Genomic DNA, 24,294 nt, shown 5'->3' on the forward strand with positions numbered 1-24,294 from the left:
TGGGATATAAAAAGTCTGTAAAAATAGTTTTTAATCTTGAAAAAAAGCTTATAAAGATCTTTCTTCCTTACCCAGGCAATTATCAGATTCTGGTTCTGAGAAGTGCGAAATTATATTCCTTCAAACTCCTGCTCTAAATCCGCCAACGCATGAATCTTTTCTGCAGATATATCTCCTCGAAGAATGCGAAGTTCTATGAAGGCAAAACCCTTCTGTTTTTTGAGAGTAAACATTATATTTTAAGAACTCTTTATAATCTTCCTCTTCCCCATTAGGAATCTCCTCGTCTATTTCTTCTCTCTCCTGAAGATCAATTTTTCTTAATACGACATACTCCTCTTTTAATCTTCTAAACTCATCTCTATAAAGCTTCTTAAGCTCTTCTATTCCTATGTCTTCTATTAAAAATCTTAAACGATTGTGATGCTTATTGCGTCTGAATTTTATCATAAGAAAGAATATTTTAAAAGTATTTTATATTATGAAGATAAAAAGTATTGAAACGTTTCCAAAATATTTTTTGTGTGATATAACACCAATTTGTGTATTTTCTTTTCAGGAGGTTGACTTTTATGAAGGAGGTCTCAACGGAGAGGTTAAATCGTGCTCTTTCTCTTTTAAGTAAGGTAAACCAAAACCTTTTGAAAATTGAAAGGGAAGAGGAAGTATTTAGTAAAGTTCCAAGGATCATAGAAAATATAGAAGGGTATATAGTTTGCATACTTATTATATCTTCCAAAGATTCTCCATTTAAAGTAGTACTAAAAATGAAAGACCCTGTTATTGTAGAAGGGTTTGAAAATATTATAAAGGAATGTAGCGGTGTTCTTCCTAAATCTTTGATCAGCAAAATTAATGAGAAAAAGATAAGCTCCGCTATATTTTCTTTCCCATGTATTTTAAGGATGAATGGATAGGAATTTTTATACTTTTTACTCCCCCCTCCAGAGTGAAGAAGAATTCAGAATTCTAAAGGATCTTTCTGAGGACCTCTCTTATGTGATCTATTCTTTAAGAGTGAGAGAGGAAAAGGAGAAAATAAACAAAGCTTATGAAACAATATTCAAAATCTCACCTATAGGACTCATAGAGGTAGATCTTTCAGAAATAAAAAATTTCATGAAAGAACTTCTTAATGAGAAATTAGATTTTCCTTCAGAAGAAGAGTTCCTTCAGTTCTTTGAAGAATTTATGAAAAAGTTAAGAATTATAAGAATGAACGAAGAAGTGTACAAAATTTTTGAAATTGAGGATAGAACTGATGCTGAAAAGAACAGAGTAGGGTTTATAAAAAATAACTTAGAAATTCTGAAAGAAAATTTATTTTATATTAGTCTTCCTCCTCTTCTATATGAACGGGAAATAACAATATATACTTTAAAGAAGAATAAAAAGACATTGAAAATAAGAGCAGTCCCCTTCCCTGGCTGTGAGGAAGAGCCTTCCCATGTTATCCTTGTTATTATGGATATTACAGAAGAAAAAGAAAGTATTCAAAAGATTAATAGACTCCTAAATCAAGTAGTAGAAACCCTCGCAGAGATAGTAGAGAAGAGAGATCCTTATACCGCAGGACATCAGAAGAGAGTAGCAAAACTTGCATTTTTCATTGGAAAAGAGATGGGGCTTTCTGAAGAAAAATTAAAGGGCCTCTACATGGCAGGACTTCTTCATGATATAGGAAAGATTGCTGTCCCTACAGATATATTAAATAAGCCTGGAAAATTGGATCCTATTGAATTTGAACTTATAAAGAAGCATCCAGAAGTAGGCTATGAGATACTAAAGAATATAGAATTTCCATACCCTGTTGCTGAAATAGTTCTTGAGCATCATGAAAGAATTAATGGGTCAGGTTATCCTAAAGGACTGAAAGATGGTGATATATTAATTGAGGCAAGGATACTTGCTGTTTCGGATGTGGTAGAGGCCATGTCTTCTCACCGTCCATATCGTCCTGCCTTTCCTCTTGAAACTGCTCTAAGGGAAATCTCAGAAAAGAAAGGAATTCTTTATGATGAAGAGGTGGTAGACGCTTGTATAAAACTATTTAAAGAAAAGAATTTTAGGTTTGAATAGAGGCACTTGGTATAGACATAGATACCACTTTTAAGGAATAAAGATAAATTCTTTGTAAATAGACCATATTGGGAGAGAAGAAAATAAATTAGTAGAGATTAACATTTCATAAGGAGTTTTACCATCCATACCTATACCAAAGCTTGGTCTTACCATATTCCATCATATCCATAAGATATTTAGCTTCTTTCACTTCCTATACAAAACTCTTGTCCGTTGTCTTTCTCAACCACAGAGCAACAAAGATGATAAAGGAGAAGCCATTCATATTGAGGAAGATTGTATTTAATCATGTGCTTATACACATCAGGAGGGAGAGAATTTTTATCAAGAAGATGTTTAGTATCCAGCTTTTCAGGGTTCTTCTTACGGTTTTTCTTGATATACCAAGGATTTTAGCAGTTTTAGATATGTTGCAATTATTTTGTTGATAGAATTTGATCTTTGTCTCCCCTCCTTTGGGAAAGGAGTAAGAAAATTATACCAAGGAGAAGGGATACAGCCTCAATTCTTTTTATCTTCTTTATTATTCCTAATATTCTTCATACTGGTACCTGTCTCCATATACCTAATATGGTGAATACTCTTAGGAACTGACCTGTAATCAGTATTAAAAAAGAATACCTCTTTTACCTCTATCAGAAAAGAGCAAGGAAGTTTTTTCTCTTCCTATTCAAGTTAACTTAGCTGGTTCCTTCATAAATGAAGAGTTCTTTCTTTTGCAATTCCTATAGGAGGTAGAGCCTTACCTGTTCTCAACACATCTTTACTCCTTCCTATTGATAGCTAATGAAATTCCTTACGAATAAGAAGATGTATTTCATCATAAGGTTAAAGGGGAAATTAATATTTCCACTAATATTTTTGTGAGAGGATATATTTCAGAGGAGAGATAAGCTGGGAGCTTTACAGAGAAAGGTCAGGTGGTATAATAAAAAATTAAGGACATTAGGAGGATAAAATATGGCGGGGATTCTTACTGGAAGAAGAATGGTTATTACAGGGGCATCAAGGGGTGTTGGTTTTGAAATATGTAAGTTATTCCTTAAAGAGGGAGCAAGTATAATTGGTGTAGGAAAGGATGAGAAAAGGTTAAAAGAAGCAGAGAAATTTTTAAAAGAGATTGGAGATTTCGAAGGGGTAGTTGCTGATTTGGAGGATGAGAATTTTACATCAAAGATAGTAGAAAAGGTAGAAAAAAAGTGGAATGCTTTGGACATATTGTTTAACAATGCAGGAGTTATGCTATCTTATGGTGGATTTTTGGAGGAAAGTGATGAAATTTTTGAAAAAACTATGGGGGTCAACCTTTATGCTCCTTATAAACTTGTAAAGGCATTAATTCCCTTCTTACTTAAAGGGAAAGAGCCAAGGATTATTAATACAAGTTCTGGGGCTGGCACTTTTGATGATATAAGGAAAAAATATGACATTGCAAGTTATAGGTTAAGTAAGTTTGCCTTGAATGGTTTTACCGTTATTCTTGCTAATGAGCTTAAGGATAAAGTAGCGGTGAATGCTTTTGATCCAGGATGGGTAAAGACAGACTTAGGAGGACCGAATGCTCCTGGATTGCCTGAAGATTCTGCAAAGGGCGCTCTCGCTGTAGTGACTTTACCTTTTGAAATAACAGGAAAATTTTTTAAAGATGGCAAAGAGATAAACTTTTAATTTTGCAAATGTATTAAATTAAGTAGGGGAAGGGGATATTTTTTATGAAATTTCCTTTGGGGCAGGAAATTTATAAAAGGACACCAGTCTACCTTATAAACCTAAAAGAGCTTATATCCTGGTTTAGGCTTGAAAGGTTTAATGGTGTATTGGTAGAAGAAGTGTCAAATGTTAATACTCAAGTTCTTGTTTATGATGGCATAATTCCTAAGGCTTTTACGGAAAGAAATGGGGAGATATTGGCTGAAGATAGTAATGCAATAGAGATATTTGTAAATGATTATTTGGCAAGGAACGGATTTTTATCTCTCTTTTCTTATGATAAGGAATTAATACCTCCTTTATTAATTTTGTACTTTTCAACTCCTAATATTTTTCGTGAAGAAAGTTATCTATTTATTCCTGAAAGGTTAATTGAGGAGAGTAAAAAAGAAAATAGCATTTCTCATATTTTGATTGAAAATTCTGAAGATAAAGTTCATTTTCTTTTTTATGATGGAAAGTTTAAAGGATATTATTCGGAAAAGGATGGAATTATTAAAGAGGATATAAGTTTTCTTTCTGAGTTGTTTAATAAAAGTGATTCTTTTATTAGTTTTTATCAAATATCTTGTGGAGAATTTCATAAGTTAAATATTCCTTCCTTAAAATTTTCTTTCATTGAAGAGGAAATAACCAAATGGGTAGAAAAACTTTTAGAGTATGTCAATTTTATTATGAGATATTATGAAAGTCATGGTATGTATATTGAGAATACTAATAAAATTTTGGATGGACTCAATATTTTATGTAGTTCATTAGTGTGTTTAGATAACAAATTTATTATTAAAAAAGAGATAATGGGAAGTTATGAGGAAGTTGAAGGAGAAATCGTGGAGGTTATAAGGAGAATAAATAGAGAGCTTTCAGATCTTTGGGGAGAGAAATTTGTACATCAAAAGTACATTCAGGGATATAAAAAGTTTATTGAGGAATATAAAAATGATAAGAAAATAATAGAACTTCTTGATAGAATAAATCCAGAAAATATTGAATTTTAGGGGGAGGGGAAGTATTATGAGTATGAGTTTAGAAAGAAGGATTTCCATTTTCTTTCTTATTCTTTTTATGGTTCCTTTTTTAATCTTTTTGTCTATAGAGGGTAAACTTTTAAAAAATGAATCTCTATATCCTCTCTTTTACCAGATAGCAGAAATCCTTTCCTTAATTATTGCTATTTATTATTTTTCAAAAATTGGGAGAGTATGGCGTGGATGGCTGGGTTGGCTTTTTGTTGTTTTAAGCTTGGTGCTGCTTTTTATTGCAGACTCCATATGGAATTTTTATGCCATATTTAAAGGGGAGGAAGCACCTTTTCCTGGAATATCTGATATTTTCTATATGCTTTTTTATGTATTTGCTTTTGTCTTTCTTATTTATTTTATAAGGCTTTTGAGGCTTGAGTTTGATGTTTCAGAGAAGTTTTTAATTCTTTTAATTTCTCTAATATTTCTTGTCCTTTTGGTGCAAGGTATTTTAATTCCCGTGTTAAGGTCTCAAGAAATGACAATTTTAAGTAAAATCTTAAATATATTTTATATTGTAGGAGATTTTATCCTCATAATTCTTGCCTTTATGTTAATAGTAAAACTTTGGGGTGGGAAGGTCGCAAAAAACTATTCTTACTTTATTCTTGCTGTTTCTTTGACTACCATTGCAGATATTTTATTTGTCTATATTTTTAGAGATTATGGAATCTCCAATTGGGCGGATATATTTTATCTTGCTTCTTTCTTACTTCTTGCTTATTCGATTGTAAGAGAGAGTTTGCTCCATATTTCTAAATGATTATTAAAAGAGGGGGATAAAATGAGAAAGATTTTAATAATTTTTTTAATGGTTTTGCTTTTCACCATCATTTATGCTCAGGAAGATGAGAAGGCAATTTCAGAAAAATTTATCTATCTTCTTGTAAGTGGTAGGTATGAAGAGGCAAGAGATTTTTTCGACCCTTCTGTAAAATCTATGATTTCTGTTGAAAAATTGGAAGAATTATGGAAATCCCTTGAAAAACAAGTGGGGGATTTTAGGAGCATATTAGGATATAGGACGGAAGGATCAGGAGTATATAGAATAGTTTTTGTTACTTGCGAGTTTAATCTTATGGATGTGGATATAAGGCTTGTTTTTGCTAATAAAAAAATAGTGGGTATGTTTTTCCAGCCTGCGCCTCCTCGCAAGTCCTATACTCCTCCATCTTATGTAGATGTTAATTCTTTTGTAGAAAAAGACATTAAGATTGGAAAAGAATTTTCTCTTCCTGGAAAACTGGTAATTCCGAAGGGAAAAGGTCCTTTTCCAGTAGTTATTTTAGTCCATGGGAGTGGACCCAATGATATGGATGAAACCATAGGGCCCAATAAGCCTTTTAGGGATATTGCTTGGGGACTTGGAACCTTAGGTATAGCAACCTTAAGGTATGATAAAAGAACAAAGATTTACCCAGAAAAATTTAGTGAATATAAAGATGGGTTTACAGTTTGGGAAGAGGTAATAGAGGATGTACTTTTTGTTATAGAATTTTTGAAAACTCAAGAAGAGATTGATAGTAACAAGATATTTATCTTGGGGCATAGTCTTGGAGGAATGCTTGCTCCAAGAATTGCAACTTACACCAAAGATGTAACAGGATTAATAATAATGGCAGGTCCTACAAGATCTCTTGAAGACTTAATTCTTGCTCAAACAGAGTATCTCTTTGGTATTGATGGAACTATTGATGAAAAAGAGAAGGCTCAACTTGAGATTATAAAAGGTGAAATTCAAAAAATCAAAGATCCGGATGTTTCTAAGAAATATCCACTAAGTTTTATGATTCTTGGAGCGCCTGTAAAATATTGGGCAGATCTTAAAAGTTATGATCCTGTTCTTACCCTTTCAAGCTTAGAGATTCCTGCATTAATTCTTCAGGGAGAAAGGGATTATCAAGTAACTTTAAAAGATTTTGAAGGGTGGAGCAAGCTTTCTCCTTTTGAGAGAATTACTTTAAAAACCTATCCTAAGCTAAATCATCTATTTATGGAAGGAGAGGAAAAAAGCATTCCTCAAGAGTATTATGTGGAAAGCCATATTCCTGAGTATGTGATAAAAGATATTGCCAATTGGATAAAATCATTTTAGGGGGAGGAAATTACTCCTCCCCTTTATGCCTTTCTTATCCATACCTGCATAGGACCCTGTTCTCTATTTGCCCATGCATAATAGGGTATTAAGGTAAATTCTATCTCAATTCTTTTTGAGTTAAGGACCTTTTTAGGTAGGTATAAATTCTTTTTCCACAGATCCTTCTCAGGAATATATCCTTTTCCTTTTATAGTTACGACTCCTTTAAGTATTTCCGAATATATTGGGACGAGGTCTTTTTCTATATCTACTTCTAAATCACATATAGGGAAATTGTTATCTATTTGCTCTATGCAATAAACAATAGGGCCTCTTTTTACCGCAATTTTTCCAATATTGTCTTTTACTTTTGGATTAGAAACTATAATTTCTGGCTTCATATCTAAACTTATTCTTATATTATCTCCTTTTTTCCAATCCCTTTCTATCTTTGCATAACCATTTACTATTTGTGGTTCTTCATCTTTATGGTTTACAAATATGGAATATCCTTTTGCCCAACCAGGGACTCTTAAAAAGAGTGAGAAGTGAGCATCACTATTTATTGTTATATCAATCTCTCCATCCCATGGATAATTGGTTTTTACTTCCATTTCTATAATACTGTTATTCCATTCAATTTTGGCTTTATTGGGTGTATATAAATGAAGCCATATACCTTCATAAGATTTTGTGTACACATATCCTGGAAGGCTTGCAATAAGCCTTGCAATGTTAGGAGGACAACAGGCACAGGCAAACCATTTTTGTCTTCTATGCTTTCCATTATCAGCAAGAGGATTTACATAAAAGTAATGCATACCGTCCAAGGAGATTCCTGAAAGTAATCCATTGTAAAGGGTTTGTTCCATGATATCTGCAAATCTACCTTCGGGTATGGCAAAGAGCATTCGGTAGTTCCACATGAAGCTTGCAATGGCTGCACAGGTCTCTGCATAAGCTGTTTCATTGGGAAGCTCATACTCTTCTCCAAAGGATTCTCCTTCGTATCTTGCTCCAGCACCTCCTGTGATATACATCTTTCTTTCAGTAAAGTTTCTCCAAAGTCTCTCTAAGGCATTTAGTATGGAGATATCACCAATCTCTAAGTAGAGATCTGTAGCTCCACAGTTTAAGTAAAGGGATCTTACTGCATGACCTACTATCTCATCCAAATCTCTAAAAGGCTTATGATCTATGTGATATAAATCTCCTCCGACAAGACCTTTTCCTCTTTCATCTATAAAGAATTTTGCTAAATTTAAGTACCTATAGTCTCTTGTTTCTAGGAAAAGTTCCACAAGTGCCATCTCAATTTCAGGATGTCCACTAGTACCTTCTCTTTTCCCAGGACCAAAAACCGAGTCAATATGATCTGCAAACTTTATTGCTACTTCAAGTAGATTGGTTTTCCCTGTTGCTCGGTGATGGGCTACAGCTGCTTGAATAAGATGTCCTGCGCAGTATAACTCGTGCATATCCTTAAGGTTTGTCCATCTTTCCTTTTTTCTTTCAAAGGTAAAATAGGTGTCTAAATATCCATCCTCATCTTGAGCCAATTTAATCTCTTCAATTACCTGATCCAATAGTTTGTCTAAGTCGTCGTCCCATTCCCATATTAAAGTATAGGATACTGCTTCAATCCATTTATAAACATCAGTATCGTTAAAGAAAAACCCAAAATAATCTCCTTGGGTTTTCCCTGCAGCTCTTCTAAAATTAAAAAGCCTTTGAGTCTGCTCCAAAAGTTCGTATTGGGTTGGTATGGTGATTTCTTTTATGGTTCTTAATCTTTCTGCAAGAAGCCCATCGGTAAAGCTTACTTCTGATATGGCTACAGGGAGTAGCTTTGAATAGGGACTATTTGTGGTATTTATAATGAAAGTATCGGGCATAGTTTTACCTCCTTATCTTATTAACGATACCTTTTTTCAATCTCTTCTTGCCAGATTTTGTAAAACCTATCAATTAATAAACTGATTTTGTTTAGATCTTTATTTTTTATAGCTTCAAATAACTCTCGATGATAAGAATAAGTTTTTTCTGCGAATACTGGATTCTCTTGTGGATCAATCCATGAAAGATAAATATTTTTTAAGCCATCTAAAAAACTAAACAGGAATTTATTATTAGAAAATTGGTAAATTGTACTATAGTAATTCCAAATTTCTTCTAAGCCTGAATCCCCTCTTCTTATTGCTTCTTCAAGAGTTGTTAATAACTTTTCCAGTCTACTAAGTTTTTCTGGATCGATATTTTTTAATGTTTCCTCAATTGCTAATTTTTCTAAAACTTTTCTTACTTTTAATGTCTCTAATAATCTCTCTTTTTCTTGTAAATCAATATGCAAGACTAAATAAGAAAAATCTGGCCCTAAGGGATTTTTAATGAATATTCCACTCCCTGGCTTTACTTCTATTAAATTTAGCCCCTCCATTACTCTTATGGCCTCTCTGAGTAGAGGCCTGCTTACTTTAAGGGCTTTTGAGAGATCTCTCTCTGAGGGCAGTCTATCTCCAACCTTTAAATTTTGAGAGTTTACATATTCCATAATGGCTTTTATTATACTTTCTGTGAGCTTTGTTCTTGTTACAGGCTTCATTTTAAACCTCCTTTAAATGTTTTCTTACTTGATGTCTGAGAATATTCTGCTTCTGGAATAAGTGTGAATTCTACTGTGCATACTTTATAACTACAACTTCTGCTGATGGACTTACAAAAACTAAACTAACAATGAGAATCAAAAGAATTAATAATACTCTTTTCATCTTTGATCCCCCTTCCTAAAAGTTTACTAAAAAGGAAATTTTTAATTTCACCTCCTTATTGGTAAAGTGGTCATACCACTTTAGGTTTAAGTATACCTTAAAAAATTTTTTTTGTCAAGAAAAGGAATAAAGAGAATATTTAGGAATGTGAACTTCTCACAGAGCTAAAAAGGGGCAGTTTCAAAACGTATTGCAGAATACAAGTATTTTAGTTAGAGAAGGGCATTTAAGCCCTTCTCTTTTTGTTTTACCCCTCAAGGATTAAAACCTCTCTTGGGTGAATATCAATTAAGCCTTCAAATTCTTTTCCTGAAAGTAAATCTTTTCTCTTAGAACCTATATTTATAGTTTTTATTTCTTCCGTGTGGTTTAGTACAAAGGTAAAAGTTTTTCCATCTTTTACCCTTTGAGTTATTTCTAATCCATATGGAACATCTTTTAAGATAGGCTCTATATTATGTGTTTTTGATAAATATTTTACAAATTCTTTCAAAAAATCCTTCGATGGGAATGTGCCAATATAGTACGCATATCCTTCCCCATATTTGTTTACCGTTATACACGGATATCCTTGATAATAATCTTTACTGTAAACTCCAATGGCTTTAGCATTATTACTTTCCAAGTGAATTACGTCAAATACTAAATTGCATTCATACTTTTCTTTTGAAAATTCTTTTTTGAACTCATCTTGTATTATAATTTCATTTTTCATTTCAGGAGGAAGGGCATCAAATTCTTCTACCCAAATTCCAAGAACATCTCTTAAAGGCTTAGGATATCCACCAATATAAACTAAATCATTTTCATTTACAAGTCCACTTAAGGTTGTGGTTATAAAAATTCCACCTTTTCTAACATAATTCTTTATTTTTTCTGCCCATTCTTCTTTTACCATATATAAAAGAGGAGCAACAATTAATTTATATTTTTCAAAGTTGTCTTCTACTCCTATCACATCCACCCCTAAGGTATTTTCAAAGATGGCTCTAAAATATTTTTCAACTCCTTCTACATAATTTATGGCAGTACTTGGACCTTGAGAATTTTCAAGAGCCCACCAATTTTCCCAATCAAAAACTACCGCTGTTTGAGATTTTACTCTACTTCCAAGGATAGTATCTCCTAATTTTTTAAGTTCTTCCCCTAATTCTTTTACTTCTTTAAAAACCCTTGTATTTTCGTGTCCTGCATGAGATATTACCGCACCATGGAATTTTTCTGGTCCACCCCTTGATTGTCTTAACTGAAAGAACATTACAGTATCTGCTCCTTGTGCTATGGCCTGATAGCTCTGAAGCCTCATTACTTTTGGCCTTTTTATATAGCAGTAAGGTTGCCAGTTAGTTTGGCTTGGGGTTTGTTCCATAAGCATAAAGGGTTCACCTTGCTTTAATCCCCTCATAAGGGAGTGCCTAAAGGCGATGTTTACGTAATCATCGGTAAGGTATGGATAACTATCCCAGGAAACTACATCCATATGTTTTGCCCATTCAAAGTAATTAAGGGGTTTAAAGGCACCCATAAGATTTGTGGTTACAGGTATATTAGGGTTATATTTTTTGATGATATTGTATTCGTTGAGATAACATTCTAAGATACTTTCCGACATAAAGCGATAATAATCAAGAACCATTCCTTGGGCTACTGTGGATAATTTTCCTGTCCACCAATGATGAAACATTACGCTTCTTAGAGTAGGTGCATTAATCTCATTCCAATCATAAAAGGTCTGACTCCAGAAGGTAGTGTACCATCTTTTGTTAAGTTCTTCTAAGGTTCCATATTTCTTTTTTAGCCAATCTCTAAATTCCTTCACACAATTTTCACAGAAACAATAAGTCCCATATTCGTTAGCTATATGCCATGCTACTATTCCTGGATGGTTAGCATATCTTTCGGCAAGTTTTTCTACAAGTTTTCCTGCAAAATACCTATATATTTTGCTGTTAGGACAAAAATTTACTCTTCCTCCATGTTCTCTCTTATGCCCGTTAATGTCCACAGGAAGAATTTCAGGATATTTTACCGACATCCAATGGGGTTGAGAAGCTGTTGAAGTTGCAAGACATATATGAATACCATTTTCCCATAAATTGTTTATGATTTCATCAAGCATAGAGAAGTCATATATATCTTCTGATGGTTGTAAAAGTGCCCAGGAGAAAACGTTCACTGTGGCAATATTTATGTTTGCAAGCTTAAAAAGTCTTACATCTTCTTTCCATACTTCTTTGTCCCATTGCTCAGGATTGTAGTCTCCACCATACCAAATGTAGGGCAGTTTCGGATTTATCATAAAAAATACCTCCTCGTTTTTTTTATATATGATTATTATGATAGAGCAAAGTATGTTTTGATGTAAAGCTTTTCTTTATTGTTTCATGGAACCTAAGATGCTTTGTATAAAGTAATTTTGTAAGGTAAAGAATACAATAATCATTGGTAAAGTAGCTATAACTACAGCAGTCATTATTACGCCAAAATCTGGCGTGTAGCCAGAGGCTAATGTGGATATAAGTAAGGTCATAGTTTTCTTCTCTTCGCTCTGTAGAATTACTAAGGGCCAAAGGTAAGAATTCCAGCTATTCATAAATGCCCAAATAGCACCTGCTGCATAAGCAGATCTCATAGAAGGAAAAACAATAGAGAAAAATATTTGTAATTCGTTTGCTCCATCAACTCTTGCTGCCATGATAATTTCTTTTGGATACATCTTGAAATTTTGTCTAAAGAAGAAGATAAGGAATACTGAGGAAAGCATGGGTAGGATAACTCCCCAATGGGAGTCAATAAGATTGAAGGAGGTCATCAATTTAAAGAGTGGAACCATGAGAGCTGCAAAGGGAATCATCAGGGTTCCAAGGATTATAGAGTATATTTTTTCTCTAATGTTGGATGCATAGATTTCAAATCCATAGGCTGCTAAGGAGGAAATCAATAAAGCACCCACAGTAACTATTAATGATATCTTTAGAGAATTTATGAGAATTTTTCCTAAATTATAACTTGCTAAAAGATTTTGAAAATTTTCTAATAGATTGTTTCCAAAAGTAAACTTGCCTCTCAAAATATCTACTGATTTATTAGTAGTTCCGATGATCATCCATATAAATGGAAAAAGAGAGATAAAAGATACTATTATGAGAAATAAATAAGTAAAAATAGTACTTGTTTTTAACCTTTTCATTCTCTTTCACCTACCGTTCTTAATTGGATGAAGGATAAAATAGCAACAATTAAAACTAAAATATAAGAGACTGCTGAGGCATAACCAAAGTTTGGTGCATACTTAAAGCAAATATTATAAATATATACCGAAGGAGTAAGAAGTGAGTTTCCTGGTCCTACACTTGATCCGGTAACTACACCTGCTGCAAGGTTCATAGGTTCATCAAAAAGTTGTAAAGTACCTATAGTGGACATTATAGATGTAAATATGATAATTGGTTTGAGCAGAGGAATAGTGATTTTAAAAAATTGAACAGATTTGTTTGCACCATCTATTTCTGCTGCTTCATATATCTCGGTAGGGATGTTTTGAAGGCCAGCAAGATAAAAAATCATATTATAGCCTGTCCATCTCCATGTAAGCGCAAAAATTAAAGTTACCTTTGCCCAAAAAGGATCCAAAAGCCATGGAATAGGCTTAGATATTAGTCCTAAGGAGATTAAAAATCTATTTATCAGGCCGTCGGTGGTAAACATCATTTTAAAAAGCACTGTATAAGCTACTAAAGAGGTTACTGCAGGAAGAAAAATAGCGGTTCTAAAAAATCCATTAAACTTTATCTTCTGATTATTCAATATGACAGCAAGAATTAAAGCTAAGAAAAGCATTATAGGAACTTGAATTATTAAAATGATAAGAGTGTTTTTAAGAGCAAGGATAAAATTTGAGTCTTTAATTAGTCTTAGGTAATTTCCAAAGCCGACAAAAGTTTGAACTATTCCTCTTGTGGTAAAAGTAGAAAGATATAAAGAGTAAAAAATAGGATATAAAAGAAAAAGAGTTAATAAGAATAAAGCAAATATGACAAATAACCATCCCCATAGGTCAAGATATCTTTTATATGTAATTTTCATTTTTTAAATTCCCCCCTTTTGGAAAGGGGGAAGTTTAAACTTCCCCCCAAATATTACTTACCTATGGTATTCTTAAGTTGTTCTTCTGCTTTTTTGAGAGCTTCATCAATTGTCAATTTCCCATTGTACACATCAGGCATTACTCCCATTATAGCTGCATCTGCTTCATAGGTGTAAAGTCCAAAATTAATAGCAGGAACCTTCCTCATCCATGTAGAGAAGTAGGTGAATACTTTTTGATTTCCAAAGAATGGATCAGCTGCAGTATAGGCGGATCCTCTTTGAGCAGGCAGCCATGTTCCTACAGCTCCTCTTTCAATTAATATCTTCTGATAGAAATCCACATCTTTTGCATATATTTGTTTTAAGAAGTCTATAGCTACGTCTCTATACCTGGAGTTTTGGAGCACATACCAACTAGATCCACCAAGGTTAGACGCATTTACTGCTCCAGGAACGTTAAGTCTTGGAATAGGAAGTACGCCCCATTTACCAGATTGATCTTTTGCAGCCTTAATAGAACCTATGATCCATACTCCGGTGATTACAGAAGCAACCTCACCACTATTAAAAGATGCAACCCATTCATTCCATCCGCTAACTTCTTTTGATATTCCAGAATCTCTTAGAGTCTTGTAAAGTTTTACAGCTTCTTTTAGTACTTCGTTATTGGATATGGTGATATTTCCATCTTTATCAAAGTACCAGCTTCCAGCGGAGTGCAATAATATTCTCATTAATCCTCCATCAAATGGATCTCCAGATATCATGTATTTTCCAGTTTTTTGTTTTAAAGTTCTTCCGATTTCTATGAATTTTTCCCAAGTTATATTTTGAAGTTTTGCTGGATCAAGTCCTGCTTGTTTGAAGTAATCTCTTCTATAGAACCAACCTGTAACTCCTGAGTCAAAAGGAACACCATATACTCTTCCTTTTACAGTCATAAGTTGTACTTTATATGGGGCAAATTCTTTATAGTTGAAATGGTTAGTAAGATCTGCAAAGGCACCTGGATAAGAGGTTAAATATTTTTGGGCATTGTAGTCTTCTATTAATACTATTTCTGGGAGATTAGTTTTTACTCCAGAGGCAAGAACAGTATTTAATTTTTGCTCTACATCTGCTTTAGCCATACTTACTATATCAAAATCTACATTAGGATTAATTTTCTTATATCTTTGTGCAGCTTCTTGCATTATTGGGATGTTAAAGTTAGGATCCCATGCCCATATGGTGATTTTTGGTTTCTCCTGAGCCCCGCCAATACTTAAAAGAACTAAAACGAATAAAGTAATTAGAATAATTGAAAATTTTTTCATACCTCACTCCCCCTTAAAAGATTTTGAAAAGAGAAAATTGAAAATTTTTGACTTTAAACTTTTTTAAAGTATCACCTCCCTTAGATAGTACTTTTTCTTATTACTAACTCTTCAGGAATTACAATTTTTAGAACCACATCATAGGGATTAATAATTCTGTTATATAAGTGATCTACTGCTACTTTGCCAAGAGTTTCTCTAAATACCCTTACAGTGGTCAATGGAGGATCTAAATGTTGAGCTATATCTATATCATCATTTCCCACAATAGATATATCTTCTGGAATTCTTAATCCCTCTTCTTTAATAGCTCTTATAGCCCCAATAGCAGAATGATCGTTGGTGCAATATACGGCTGTGAATTTTTTTCCTTTTTCTAAAAGTTTTTTCATGGCTCTATAACCACCTTCTGGCAATAAATCACTATATTCAATAAGGTCTGGATCTATAGGATTTCCCATTCTTTCTAAGGTAAAGATAAAGCCTGCTGCTCTTTGAACTACATCATATTGATCTTGAGGCCCATCAATAAAGGCAATTTTTTTGTGTTTTTCTAAGAGAAATTTGGCGACTTTACATGCTCCGTCAAAGGCATCAGTAGTTATACAATCTACCTCCAATTCAGGGAAATAGTCTTCCATTACTACTGAGGGTATGGATAATTTTAGTATTTCTTCTACTAATTTAGCGTTGGATAAATTTACTAAGAGTAGGGCGTCTACCTTTAGGCTTTTAACTTTTGAAACCACTTCTCTAATTTTATCGTCGGTGTTTTGAACTACTGTGTATATTAATCTTCCCCCTAATTCTTCAGTTCTTTTTTGCGCTCCTCTTAATATGGCTGAGAAGTAAACGTTTTGAGTAGGATCGTTTTCCAGTTCCCTTATTACAAATCCTACTGTCCCAAGAGTACCTCTCCTTTTTATCTCCATTTCATATCCTAATGTAATTGCAGCTTTTAACACTTTTTCTTTTATTTCTTCGTTTACATTGTCTGCCTTATTCAATACTCTTGATACAGTTCCTACAGAGACTCCTGCCTTTTTAGCTATATCGCTTATGGTTACTTTCTTTTTACTTCTTGACATCTATGTCACCCCTCTACTTTAAAATTATAAAAAATTTTTATGAAAAATTCAATAGAATTTTTAAGTTATTTTTAATGAAAATTTCATGAATATTTTTATCGAACATTTTACTTCTAAATATTTTAATCTAATTTTTATCAAATTTTATTAATTATATTAATATCTTGACTAATTAAATAAGCATATTTATAATATATCGTTAAAGTTTTAACGATTTGGAGGTGATTTTTTATGGATGTAAAACCTAACTATACCCTTGACGTGAGAGGAGAGGTTTGTCCAGTTCCTGATGTGGAAACCAAAAGAAAGCTGAAGACAATGCAGTCTGGAGAGATTCTTGAGGTTCTTATTGATTATCCTCTCTCTAAGGAAAGGATTCCTCAAGGGATTAAAGAGGTAGGAGGAGAAGTTTTGGCTATTGAGGAAATAGGACCAAGCGAATGGAGAATTCTCATTAAGAAATTATAAGTAAAATTAACTAAAGGGGAGGGATTATAAATGATTTGGCAAGGTTTAATAGTGGGTATTCTTTTTGGCGTAGTTTTGCAGAGATCAAGGATGTGCTTTAACTCTGCTATAAGGGATATTAAGTTTAATAAAGACAATTACCTTGCTAAGATGGCTGCTGTAGCTATTCTTTTAGAAACCCTTGGTTTTCATCTTGTGGCGTCTTTGGGATGGATAAAGCTTAACCCTCTTCCCTTTATTCCATTGGCTCAAATTATAGGTGGATTTTTATTTGGAATGGGTATGGTTCTTGCAGGTGGATGCGCCAGTGGTGTGACTTATAGAATTGGAGAGGGATACATTACTGCAATTTTAGCGGGTCTTTCCTTTGGAGTTACTGCCGCAGCAGTGAGAGGTGGGGTCTTGAATTTTGTTAATTCTTGGTTTGGATCTCCTATTACTGTAACTATGCAAGATCCAGGTATATACAACGCAGTAGAAGGAAAGGTTAGTCCAACTATTGCAAATGTTTTTGGTATTAATCCCTGGATTGTAGCTATTATTTTTGCAATTCTTCTTGCTGTTTATATTTGGGGCACTAAGACTACCGAAAGGCAAGTTTCGGGATTAAACTGGCTTACAGGTGGAATTGCCCTTGGAGTTGTAGGGATCCTTGGATATTTATCTCAAAAGACTTATGCCCTTGGGATTACTGGTGGATGGGTAAATCTTTTGAAAGGTACTGTAGCAGGAGTTCCCTATAATTGGATTGGAATGGAGGTTCTTGGAATAATTATAGGTGCATTTATATCTGCTGTTGCTTCTAAGGAATTTAAATTAAGAGTTCCCAAGGATCCAAAGACATATTTACAAGTTATTCTTGGTGGGATCTTGATGGGTTTTGGAGCAGGGGTTGCTGCTGGTTGTAATATAGGTCATATATTATCTGGACTCCCCCATCTTGCTTTGAGTTCTATCCTTGCTACAATCTTTTTTGTACTTGGTAATTGGTTCATGTATTGGTATTTATATGCAAGAAAATAGGAGGTTAAGATTATGTATATTGTTATTCAAGTAAATGTTCCACCTTATACCTATGAGGATTTGGATACAGCTATTCATCTTGCAGAAGCAGCACTTAAAAGGGGTCATAAAGTATCCATCTTCTTGTTTGCCGATTCAGTGCTTTCGATAAACTCAAAGGTAAAACCTTTAAGGGTTGATAGGAATATTCCTTTGAAGATGAAAGAACTTTCTGAAAAGGGAGTTGAAATACATATTTGTGGCCTTTGTGCTGAGTATAGAGGTATTAGTTCTGAGAATGCTGTAGAAGGTCCAAAATTCTCTGGTGTTCCAGAGATGGCTTCTTTAATATTTAATGCAGACAGATATGTAAACTTGATGCCGTAAGGGAGGAAATATTTATGAAAAGAGTTCTCTTTGTAGTTTACCAGAGTCCAGCTGGATCTATATGGGTAAATGAGGCACTAAGAAGTGCCTTTGGTATGTATGGAGAAGATCTGGAGCCTTCTATTCTCTTTATGGAAGATGCAGTGGTAGCAGTAAATAAAAATACCCATCCTGAAAATTTAGGGTGTCTCTCTTTGAGTATGTCCTTTAAATATCTTGAAAGATATGGAACTCCAATTTATGTAGTGAAAGAAGATTTGGAAAAGAGAAAAATAAAAGAAGAAGATGTTGAGCCCACATGGAAAGCAAAGATTATATCTCAGAATGAAGTTTCAGAATTTATCCATTCCTTTGATAGGGTAATAATCTTCTAAAGGGGTGAAAAGATATGGCATTAATAATTATAAAGAAAAGTCCAAGGGAAGAAATTAGTAAAAGAATTATAGAACTTGCAGTAGAGGGAGACACTATTCTTTTTGTTCAGGATGGGGTTTTATATGCTATAGATGAGACTACAAAAGAGTTTATTAAAAGTGGAGTTTCAGTTTTTGCTTTAAAAGAGGATTTAGAAGCAAGGGGATATTCTGAGAGTTTAAGCCTTTTCCCTTGTATAGACTATGAAGGATGGGTAGAATTAATAGAAAAGAATGAAAAAATAATTTCGTAGGAGGATTAAAGGGGATGGAAAAGTTTGATGTGATATTTTTAGGGGCAGGATCTGGAGGTTATGTGGGAGCTATAAGGGCAGCAGACTTAGGGAAAAAGGTATGTATCATTGAGGCAAGGGAGCTTGGTGGGACTTGTCTGAATAGAGGTTGTATTCCTACTAAGGCTCTTCTAAAGAGTGCAGAGGTATTTCGTACCGTAAAGGAAGCAAAAACTTTTGGTGTAAATGTAGACTCTTATTCTTTTGATGTAAATGGTATCTACTCTTGGAAGGAAAATGTAGTAAAAAAACTTGTATCAGGGGTTGAATACTTGTTAAAGTCAAGAAAAGTAGTAATAAAAAAGGGAAGAGGTAGAATAATTGACAATGAAACAGTAGAAATAGAAACTTCCGAAGGTAAAGAAATAGTTCAAGGAGAAAATATTGTAATTGCTACAGGCTCAGAACCAGCTATGATTCCTACCTTTAAAATTGATGGAAAAAATGTCTTAACTTCTGATGATGCTTTGACTCTTGGAGAAATACCTAAGGATATAGTAATCATAGGAGCAGGTGCTATTGGTATTGAATTTGCAACCTTTTATAGTACTTTTGGTACTAAGGTTACCATAGTAGAAATGATGCCTCAAGTAGTTCCAACTTTGAAGGATAAAAAAGTAGCAAATTACCTTCAGAGAATATTAAACAAAAAAGGTATTGAGGTTAAGGTAGGAGCAAAAATAGAAAGTGTGGAAGTAAAAGATGGAAAAGTTTATTCTACTTTATCTACAGGAGAAGTTTTGGAGAGCGAAAAGGTTTTAGTTTCCATAGGAAGAAAATTAAATTCAGACAATATAGGGCTTGAAAACATAGGAGTTAATGTGGATAGGGGAAGAATAGTAGTGGATGAATATCTAAGGACAAATGTTAAAAATGTATATGCTATAGGTGATGTTATAGGTGGACTTTTGCTTGCTCACAAGGCAATGAAGGAAGGAGAAGTAGTAGCAGAGATCATTGCAGGAGAAAATAAAAAGATGGATTATAGAGTAGTACCCTGGGCCATATTCTCATCTCCAGAAATTGCAGCCTGTGGTCTTACCGAGGAAGAGGCAAAAGAACAAGGTATAGATGTAATAACAGGAGAATTTCCATTTTCTGCTAATGGAAAAGCAGTATCCATGAATGCTACCGATGGTTTTGTAAAGGTGGTTGCAAGAAAAGAAGATAAAGTAATAATAGGAGCTCAAATTATAGGCCCTGAGGCTTCAGTAATGATCGCTGAACTTGCCCTTGCTATACAAAATAATCTGACCCTTGATGATGTAGCGGATACTATTCATACTCATCCCACACTACCCGAAGCTATAATGGAGGCTGTAAAAGTGCCCCTTGGGAGTGTGGTACATATTTACTTAAGGAGATAATTTTAAAAATTTTTTTTCGGACCCCTTGACAATTTTTAAAGTTGTGTTAAAATTATAATTGCCACAGGCATCAAGGGGTCCGAAAGGCTCCTGAGTGCACTTGGCTGGGACTAAGTAAGTCCCGGAGGCTCAAGGAAAGGTAAGGGGTAAAAACCCTTACTAAGTACTTGAGATCTAGAAAGTAACAGGGGTATTGATAAAGCTCGGTACCTCTGTGAAATCTGGAAGAATCTGGGATGAAAGGTCTCAGAGGGTGCAAGGGAGAGGCTGAGTAGGGTCCGTTGAGCCTGTGGCACCTTTTTTATTGGGAACTTTTGAAATGGATATTATCATATCTTTGGGAAGAAGGGACTTCTTTTTTGTATGCACTCTCTGAGGAGAGAATATTTCTATAGAGGGGAAAGGAATTAAAATTTCTCAATCTCAGCCTATTTTCCTTTATGATTGCCAAAATATCAACCTTTTTTATAAATTCTTGCTCTTAATGTAGAGATGAGTGTATTGCCTTGACAGGAATTACTAATTGGGAGAGGTTTTGTGAAAAGGTCATTATAGAAAATTGTATAATGGAGACAAGGTCAGCAGGGATTAGTTCTTATGATAAAATTGATGATATAGATTTTCAGATCCTTGTACATGTATGATTAATTATCTTTTTTGGATTATTTCATCAGGGATAACGATATATTTACTCCTCTACTCAAGAGGTTTTTATCTAAAGGTCTTTTCTTTTCTAATGCGGGATTTTTATCTTATAAATGTGATAGATAAGTTTTTATTTATTGCTCTTTCTTTTATTGCTCTTGGTTTTATTGTTTATCTTGAGAGTTTTTATAGAAAGAATAAGAAAGTTTTTTATAAGTTCTTGCTTATAACGGGGATCCAGTTAATAATTTTGTTTGTTTTTCAATTTACCCCTTATTTACTCTTTGGAATAGTGCTGTCTTATAAGGAAATTTTCTTTTTGATATTGGAAATAATTCTTGGCGGATTTTTTATAGGAATTTATATCTCTAATCAACGATACCGCATTTTATAGCTATTAAATTTTTTATAAAACTAAAACTTCTTTATACTCATTTTTTAAGGGACCAATTTTGACCCCTATATTTTTTATTATATGGTTAGCCTAAAATTTGGAGGTGAAGGTTTATGAAGAGGTACTCTAAAATTTTTCTTAGTGCTTTTTTAACTTTAGTCCTTCTTTTTAGCCTTAATTTTGCTCAAACAAGTCCTAAGATTTACATTAACAAAATAAACAGTCCAGATGGTGGATTAATTGAGCCTGCAAGAGCAAAACTAATTGATATCTTGATGTCTAAGGGATATGTGGTTACAGGAAATAAGGATGAAGCAAACTATATGCTTGATCTTATAATTGTAAGCGCAAACAGTAGAAGAAGTTTTAATTGGGTGTTTCTTATTTTACCTATATGGCCTATAGTTCCAATTACTACAGTTCAAGGAGAGGCAGTAGTAGCTGTAAGAGTATTTGATCAACAGGGAAATGAAGTATTATTTGACCAAACTGGAGTTGTGAAAAATGGAATGTGGTTTTTCGGAGATTTTGTCTCAGGAAGCTCTGTAATAAAAGGAGCAGTAATTGATTGTATAAATATTCTTACCTTCAGGATGAATTTGAGGTAATTAATTAAGCTTTAAGAGGAAGGCAGCAATGCCTCCCTCTTTTATTTTTAGTTTATAGAAATAATTTCTTTTTGCGTAAAAATTGCCGTTTTAAAATATCCTTAGTTAATTCTTAATAAACCTTTATATGTCTTCATTCTATCAGGTTTTAGGCTTTATGAAATTAATTTTTAGGACATATTTTTAAACTTTTATCAACATGGTATACTTAATTAAAAATAAGTGGGAGGTGTCTTATGAGGAAGAAAAGTATTCTTTTTGTGATCCTAACCATAACTCTTTTATTTTTGATGATTGCTAATTTAGGAGCTCAGACTAAAAAAGTAAGACTTAGTATTATAGATGTGGCAGGTAATTTACAATTAACAAAAACAGCCATTGAAGCTTTTAAAAAAGCTCATCCCGATTTAATCGAAGATATCGAATATCTTAAAGCTACAGCTCCAGAACTTCCAGCAAAGATAAAGGCACAGCAAATGGCAGGAAATGTTACAACTACTATGGTGCTTACTGGATATGATGCTATGGCTTCTGGTCTTGAAATGGATCTTTGGGAGAACATTTACCCCACTTATAAACAATATTTTCCAAACTTAGAAAGTAGATATTTACCTGGAGCAAAAGCTGCTTTTGATCTTTTTAAAGGTTATGGAATAGTAGTAACCTATTGTCCTGGTGGTCCTATGTTTACTTATAATCCTGAGAAGGTTAAAAGGGTTCCACAAACTGCCGAAGAATTACTTGAATGGGCTAAGCAAAATCCAGGAAAGTTTATGTATGCAAGACCTGCTAATTCTGGACCTGGAAGAGCTTTCTTGCAGGGTTTACCTTATATTCTTGGAGATAAGAATCCAAAGGATCCTAAAACTTGGGAAAAGACATGGGCATACCTTAAAGAGCTTGATAAATATATAGATTATTATCCTACAGGGACAGCTATAACTTTTAGAGAATTAGCGGAAGGTACAAGATGGATTATAGCAAGCCATCTTGGTTGGGATATGAATCAAAGAATATTGGGTGTGATTCCTTCAAATTTTAAGGCATTTTTCTTAAAGAATACTACTTGGGTTACAGATGCCCACTTCATGTGTATGCCTAAGGGGCTTGATGAGGCAAGAAAGAGAGCTACACTACAACTTATGTCATGGCTTTTGAGGGCTGAGATGCAAGCACTAACCTATGATGATGGCTATTTTTATCCTGGCCCTGCAATTAAGGGTGTACCATTAAGTGCTGCTCCAAAGGAGACTCAGGATAAGATAAAAGCAGCCATGAGAACAGAGTATGAAAGGGCTATAAAGGAATTTCCATCAACCACACAACTTGGTGCAAAGGAGCTTGTAGAAGCATTTGATATGTGGGATAGAATGATAGGAGCAAAGGTTAAGTAAAAGATAAATTGACGAGTAAGGAGGGGGGTAAAAGAAAAAATCTTGGAAATATAGGGGGCAAAAATGAGGGAATTTAATGAGCTTAGAATTACAGGATTAAATAAATATTATGGAAACAAAAAGGTTGTAGATAATTTTAATCTGACGATTAAAAATGGAGAATTTGTAACCTTATTAGGTCCTTCTGGCTCTGGTAAATCCACTGTTTTAAATTGTATTGCTGGATTAGTTCCTATAGATGGAGGGAGTATTTATATTGATGATGAATGTCTTGATGATGGAAAGAAATTTGTTCCTCCTGAAAGAAGAAATTTTGGGATGGTATTTCAAAATTATGCTTTATTTCCTCACTTAAGCGTTTTTGATAATGTTGCTTTTGGTTTAAAATTGAGAAAACTACCTAAGGATATAGTTAAAGAAAAAGTTATAGATGCCTTAAAAATGGTCCATTTAGAGGAGCATATCAACAAATACCCAAGACAGCTTTCAGGAGGAGAACAGCAAAGAGTTGCTCTTGCAAGATGTATTGTAATGGAACCAAGGGTGATGCTTCTTGATGAGCCTTTATCTAATTTAGATGCCCTTTCAAGAATTGAAATGAGATATGAGCTCAAAGCTCTGCATGAGAGATTGAAAATAACTACAATTTATGTTACTCATGATCAGCAAGAAGCTTTAGCTTTATCCGACAGAATTGTAGTGCTTAATAAAGGTAAAATTCAGCAAATAGGAACTCCTGAAGAAATTTATTCTTACCCTGCTAACTTATTTGTGGCAAATTTTTTGGGATTTAGAAATATCTGGGAGGTAAAGATTTCAAGATTTGAAGGAGATAGAGAAGTTCATATTAATTTGGGGAATATAAATCTAAAAGCTATTCTTCATGAGAAATACAAAGTCCATGTAAGAAATATCTTTGAAAACAATAAAAAACCATATATATCTGTAAGACCTGAAGATATAGAGTTAGGAGAAGGTCCAGAAAACAATATAGAAGTAAAGATTGATGTTATAGAATATTTAGGACAACATAAGCAGTTTTGGGGCATAACTTCTGATGGAATAAATATAGAAATTTCTAAGGATGCAGATATAAGTCTAAAACCTGGAGATAATGTGAAAATCTGGATACCTCCTGAAAGAATTCTCGTCTTCTCCGGGGAGGATTAAA

26 protein-coding genes and 1 pseudogene are annotated in these 24,294 nt (G+C 33.7%); 17 read left to right on the forward strand and 10 right to left on the reverse strand.

From position 1 onward, the window contains the following. Window positions 1-120: 120 nt before the first annotated feature. Window positions 121-450, reverse strand: a complete 330-nt coding sequence (locus DTUR_RS09500) for a hypothetical protein (RefSeq protein WP_242603735.1) — start codon at window positions 448-450, stop codon at window positions 121-123. 122 nt (window positions 451-572) lie between these two features. On the opposite strand from DTUR_RS09500, the gene DTUR_RS02530 reads away from it, so the two are divergent. Both DTUR_RS02530 and DTUR_RS02535 read left to right on the forward strand, forming a co-directional pair. Next, on the forward strand, window positions 573-917 hold the full coding sequence (locus tag DTUR_RS02530) for a hypothetical protein (RefSeq protein WP_164930992.1): 345 nt from the start codon (window positions 573-575) through the stop codon (window positions 915-917). Further along, the gene (locus tag DTUR_RS02535; RefSeq protein ID WP_012582875.1) at window positions 910-2,079 is read left to right on the forward strand and encodes an HD-GYP domain-containing protein; all 1,170 of its coding nucleotides are present in this window, start codon (window positions 910-912) and stop codon (window positions 2,077-2,079) included. The genes DTUR_RS02530 and DTUR_RS02535 overlap by 8 nt, the downstream gene beginning before the upstream one ends. A 30-nt stretch (window positions 2,080-2,109) precedes the next feature. Here DTUR_RS02535 and DTUR_RS09545 read toward each other — a convergent pair whose 3' ends face one another. Together DTUR_RS09545 and DTUR_RS09620 are read right to left on the reverse strand one after the other, a co-directional pair. Next, window positions 2,110-2,235: a hypothetical protein gene (locus DTUR_RS09545; protein WP_278007863.1), complete on the reverse strand. Its 126-nt coding sequence runs from the start codon at window positions 2,233-2,235 to the stop codon at window positions 2,110-2,112. A gap of 29 nt (window positions 2,236-2,264) precedes the next feature. Next, window positions 2,265-2,539 (reverse strand): annotated as a pseudogene (locus DTUR_RS09620) (helix-turn-helix domain-containing protein); the annotation flags it as partial. A gap of 503 nt (window positions 2,540-3,042) precedes the next feature. Between DTUR_RS09620 and DTUR_RS02545 the strand changes: the two are divergent. The 4 genes from DTUR_RS02545 to DTUR_RS02560 are packed head-to-tail and all read left to right on the forward strand — an operon-like array spanning window position 3,043 to window position 6,909. Beyond that, window positions 3,043-3,750, forward strand: a complete 708-nt coding sequence (locus DTUR_RS02545) for an SDR family NAD(P)-dependent oxidoreductase (RefSeq protein ID WP_012582876.1) — start codon at window positions 3,043-3,045, stop codon at window positions 3,748-3,750. A 44-nt stretch (window positions 3,751-3,794) separates the two neighbouring features. After that, a complete protein-coding gene (locus DTUR_RS02550) occupies window positions 3,795-4,790 on the forward strand; it encodes a hypothetical protein (RefSeq protein ID WP_012582877.1) in 996 nt (331 codons plus the stop codon). A gap of 16 nt (window positions 4,791-4,806) precedes the next feature. Next, window positions 4,807-5,577: a hypothetical protein gene (locus tag DTUR_RS02555; RefSeq protein ID WP_012582878.1), complete on the forward strand. Its 771-nt coding sequence runs from the start codon at window positions 4,807-4,809 to the stop codon at window positions 5,575-5,577. A gap of 21 nt (window positions 5,578-5,598) precedes the next feature. Next, window positions 5,599-6,909 carry a DUF3887 domain-containing protein gene (locus tag DTUR_RS02560; protein ID WP_012582879.1) on the forward strand — a complete coding sequence of 437 codons (1,311 nt, stop codon included), beginning with the start codon at window positions 5,599-5,601 and terminating at the stop codon, window positions 6,907-6,909. Window positions 6,910-6,932: 23 nt separating this feature from the next. On the opposite strand, the gene DTUR_RS02565 is transcribed toward DTUR_RS02560, so the two are convergent. The 7 genes from DTUR_RS02565 to DTUR_RS02595 all read right to left on the reverse strand — a co-directional run bounded on the left by DTUR_RS02565 (window position 6,933) and on the right by DTUR_RS02595 (window position 16,152). Further along, complete coding sequence (locus DTUR_RS02565) at window positions 6,933-8,786, reverse strand: glycoside hydrolase family 127 protein (protein ID WP_012582880.1); 1,854 nt, start codon at window positions 8,784-8,786, stop codon at window positions 6,933-6,935. A gap of 20 nt (window positions 8,787-8,806) precedes the next feature. Beyond that, window positions 8,807-9,493: a FadR/GntR family transcriptional regulator gene (locus tag DTUR_RS02570; protein WP_012582881.1), complete on the reverse strand. Its 687-nt coding sequence runs from the start codon at window positions 9,491-9,493 to the stop codon at window positions 8,807-8,809. A gap of 413 nt (window positions 9,494-9,906) precedes the next feature. Beyond that, window positions 9,907-11,958: a beta-galactosidase gene (locus DTUR_RS02575; protein WP_012582883.1), complete on the reverse strand. Its 2,052-nt coding sequence runs from the start codon at window positions 11,956-11,958 to the stop codon at window positions 9,907-9,909. A 75-nt stretch (window positions 11,959-12,033) separates the two neighbouring features. Further along, entirely contained in the window at window positions 12,034-12,849 is an 816-nt protein-coding gene (locus tag DTUR_RS02580) for a carbohydrate ABC transporter permease (RefSeq protein WP_012582884.1), read from the reverse strand. Then, the gene (locus DTUR_RS02585; protein ID WP_012582885.1) at window positions 12,846-13,745 is read right to left on the reverse strand and encodes a carbohydrate ABC transporter permease; all 900 of its coding nucleotides are present in this window, start codon (window positions 13,743-13,745) and stop codon (window positions 12,846-12,848) included. The genes DTUR_RS02580 and DTUR_RS02585 overlap by 4 nt, the downstream gene beginning before the upstream one ends. A gap of 53 nt (window positions 13,746-13,798) precedes the next feature. Next, window positions 13,799-15,064: an ABC transporter substrate-binding protein gene (locus DTUR_RS02590; RefSeq protein WP_012582886.1), complete on the reverse strand. Its 1,266-nt coding sequence runs from the start codon at window positions 15,062-15,064 to the stop codon at window positions 13,799-13,801. Window positions 15,065-15,144: 80 nt separating this feature from the next. Continuing rightward, window positions 15,145-16,152 (reverse strand): LacI family DNA-binding transcriptional regulator, encoded by a 1,008-nt coding sequence (locus DTUR_RS02595; protein ID WP_012582887.1) that lies wholly within the window; start codon window positions 16,150-16,152, stop codon window positions 15,145-15,147. Between the two features lie 231 nt (window positions 16,153-16,383). Between DTUR_RS02595 and DTUR_RS02600 the strand changes: the two genes are divergently transcribed. The 11 genes from DTUR_RS02600 to DTUR_RS02650 all read left to right on the forward strand — a co-directional run bounded on the left by DTUR_RS02600 (window position 16,384) and on the right by DTUR_RS02650 (window position 24,293). Further along, on the forward strand, window positions 16,384-16,620 hold the full coding sequence (locus DTUR_RS02600) for a sulfurtransferase TusA family protein (protein WP_012582888.1): 237 nt from the start codon (window positions 16,384-16,386) through the stop codon (window positions 16,618-16,620). A 30-nt stretch (window positions 16,621-16,650) separates the two neighbouring features. Then, window positions 16,651-17,643 (forward strand): thiosulfate transporter TsuA, encoded by a 993-nt coding sequence (gene tsuA, locus DTUR_RS02605; RefSeq protein ID WP_012582889.1) that lies wholly within the window; start codon window positions 16,651-16,653, stop codon window positions 17,641-17,643. Window positions 17,644-17,655: 12 nt separating this feature from the next. Next, window positions 17,656-18,009 (forward strand): DsrE/DsrF/TusD sulfur relay family protein, encoded by a 354-nt coding sequence (locus DTUR_RS02610; RefSeq protein ID WP_012582890.1) that lies wholly within the window; start codon window positions 17,656-17,658, stop codon window positions 18,007-18,009. Window positions 18,010-18,023: 14 nt separating this feature from the next. After that, on the forward strand, window positions 18,024-18,383 hold the full coding sequence (locus DTUR_RS02615) for a DsrE family protein (RefSeq protein WP_012582891.1): 360 nt from the start codon (window positions 18,024-18,026) through the stop codon (window positions 18,381-18,383). A 14-nt stretch (window positions 18,384-18,397) separates the two neighbouring features. Next, window positions 18,398-18,676, forward strand: a complete 279-nt coding sequence (gene tusB, locus DTUR_RS02620; protein ID WP_012582892.1) for a sulfurtransferase complex subunit TusB — start codon at window positions 18,398-18,400, stop codon at window positions 18,674-18,676. A 14-nt stretch (window positions 18,677-18,690) separates the two neighbouring features. Further along, a complete protein-coding gene (gene lpdA, locus DTUR_RS02625; protein ID WP_012582893.1) occupies window positions 18,691-20,082 on the forward strand; it encodes a dihydrolipoyl dehydrogenase in 1,392 nt (463 codons plus the stop codon). Between the two features lie 506 nt (window positions 20,083-20,588). Beyond that, the gene (locus DTUR_RS02630; RefSeq protein ID WP_164930993.1) at window positions 20,589-20,726 is read left to right on the forward strand and encodes a hypothetical protein; all 138 of its coding nucleotides are present in this window, start codon (window positions 20,589-20,591) and stop codon (window positions 20,724-20,726) included. 92 nt (window positions 20,727-20,818) lie between these two features. Next, window positions 20,819-21,121, forward strand: coding sequence for a hypothetical protein (locus DTUR_RS02635; RefSeq protein ID WP_164930994.1), 303 nt, complete (start codon window positions 20,819-20,821; stop codon window positions 21,119-21,121). A gap of 113 nt (window positions 21,122-21,234) precedes the next feature. Then, window positions 21,235-21,729, forward strand: a complete 495-nt coding sequence (locus DTUR_RS02640) for a hypothetical protein (RefSeq protein ID WP_012582895.1) — start codon at window positions 21,235-21,237, stop codon at window positions 21,727-21,729. A 236-nt stretch (window positions 21,730-21,965) separates the two neighbouring features. Then, window positions 21,966-23,123, forward strand: coding sequence for an ABC transporter substrate-binding protein (locus DTUR_RS02645; protein ID WP_012582896.1), 1,158 nt, complete (start codon window positions 21,966-21,968; stop codon window positions 23,121-23,123). Window positions 23,124-23,186: 63 nt separating this feature from the next. Next, entirely contained in the window at window positions 23,187-24,293 is a 1,107-nt protein-coding gene (locus DTUR_RS02650; RefSeq protein WP_012582897.1) for an ABC transporter ATP-binding protein, read from the forward strand. Window position 24,294: the final 1 nt, after the last annotated feature.

Origin of the sequence: Dictyoglomus turgidum DSM 6724 (assembly GCF_000021645.1) — a bacterium.
GTDB classification, from domain to species: domain Bacteria; phylum Dictyoglomota; class Dictyoglomia; order Dictyoglomales; family Dictyoglomaceae; genus Dictyoglomus; species Dictyoglomus turgidum.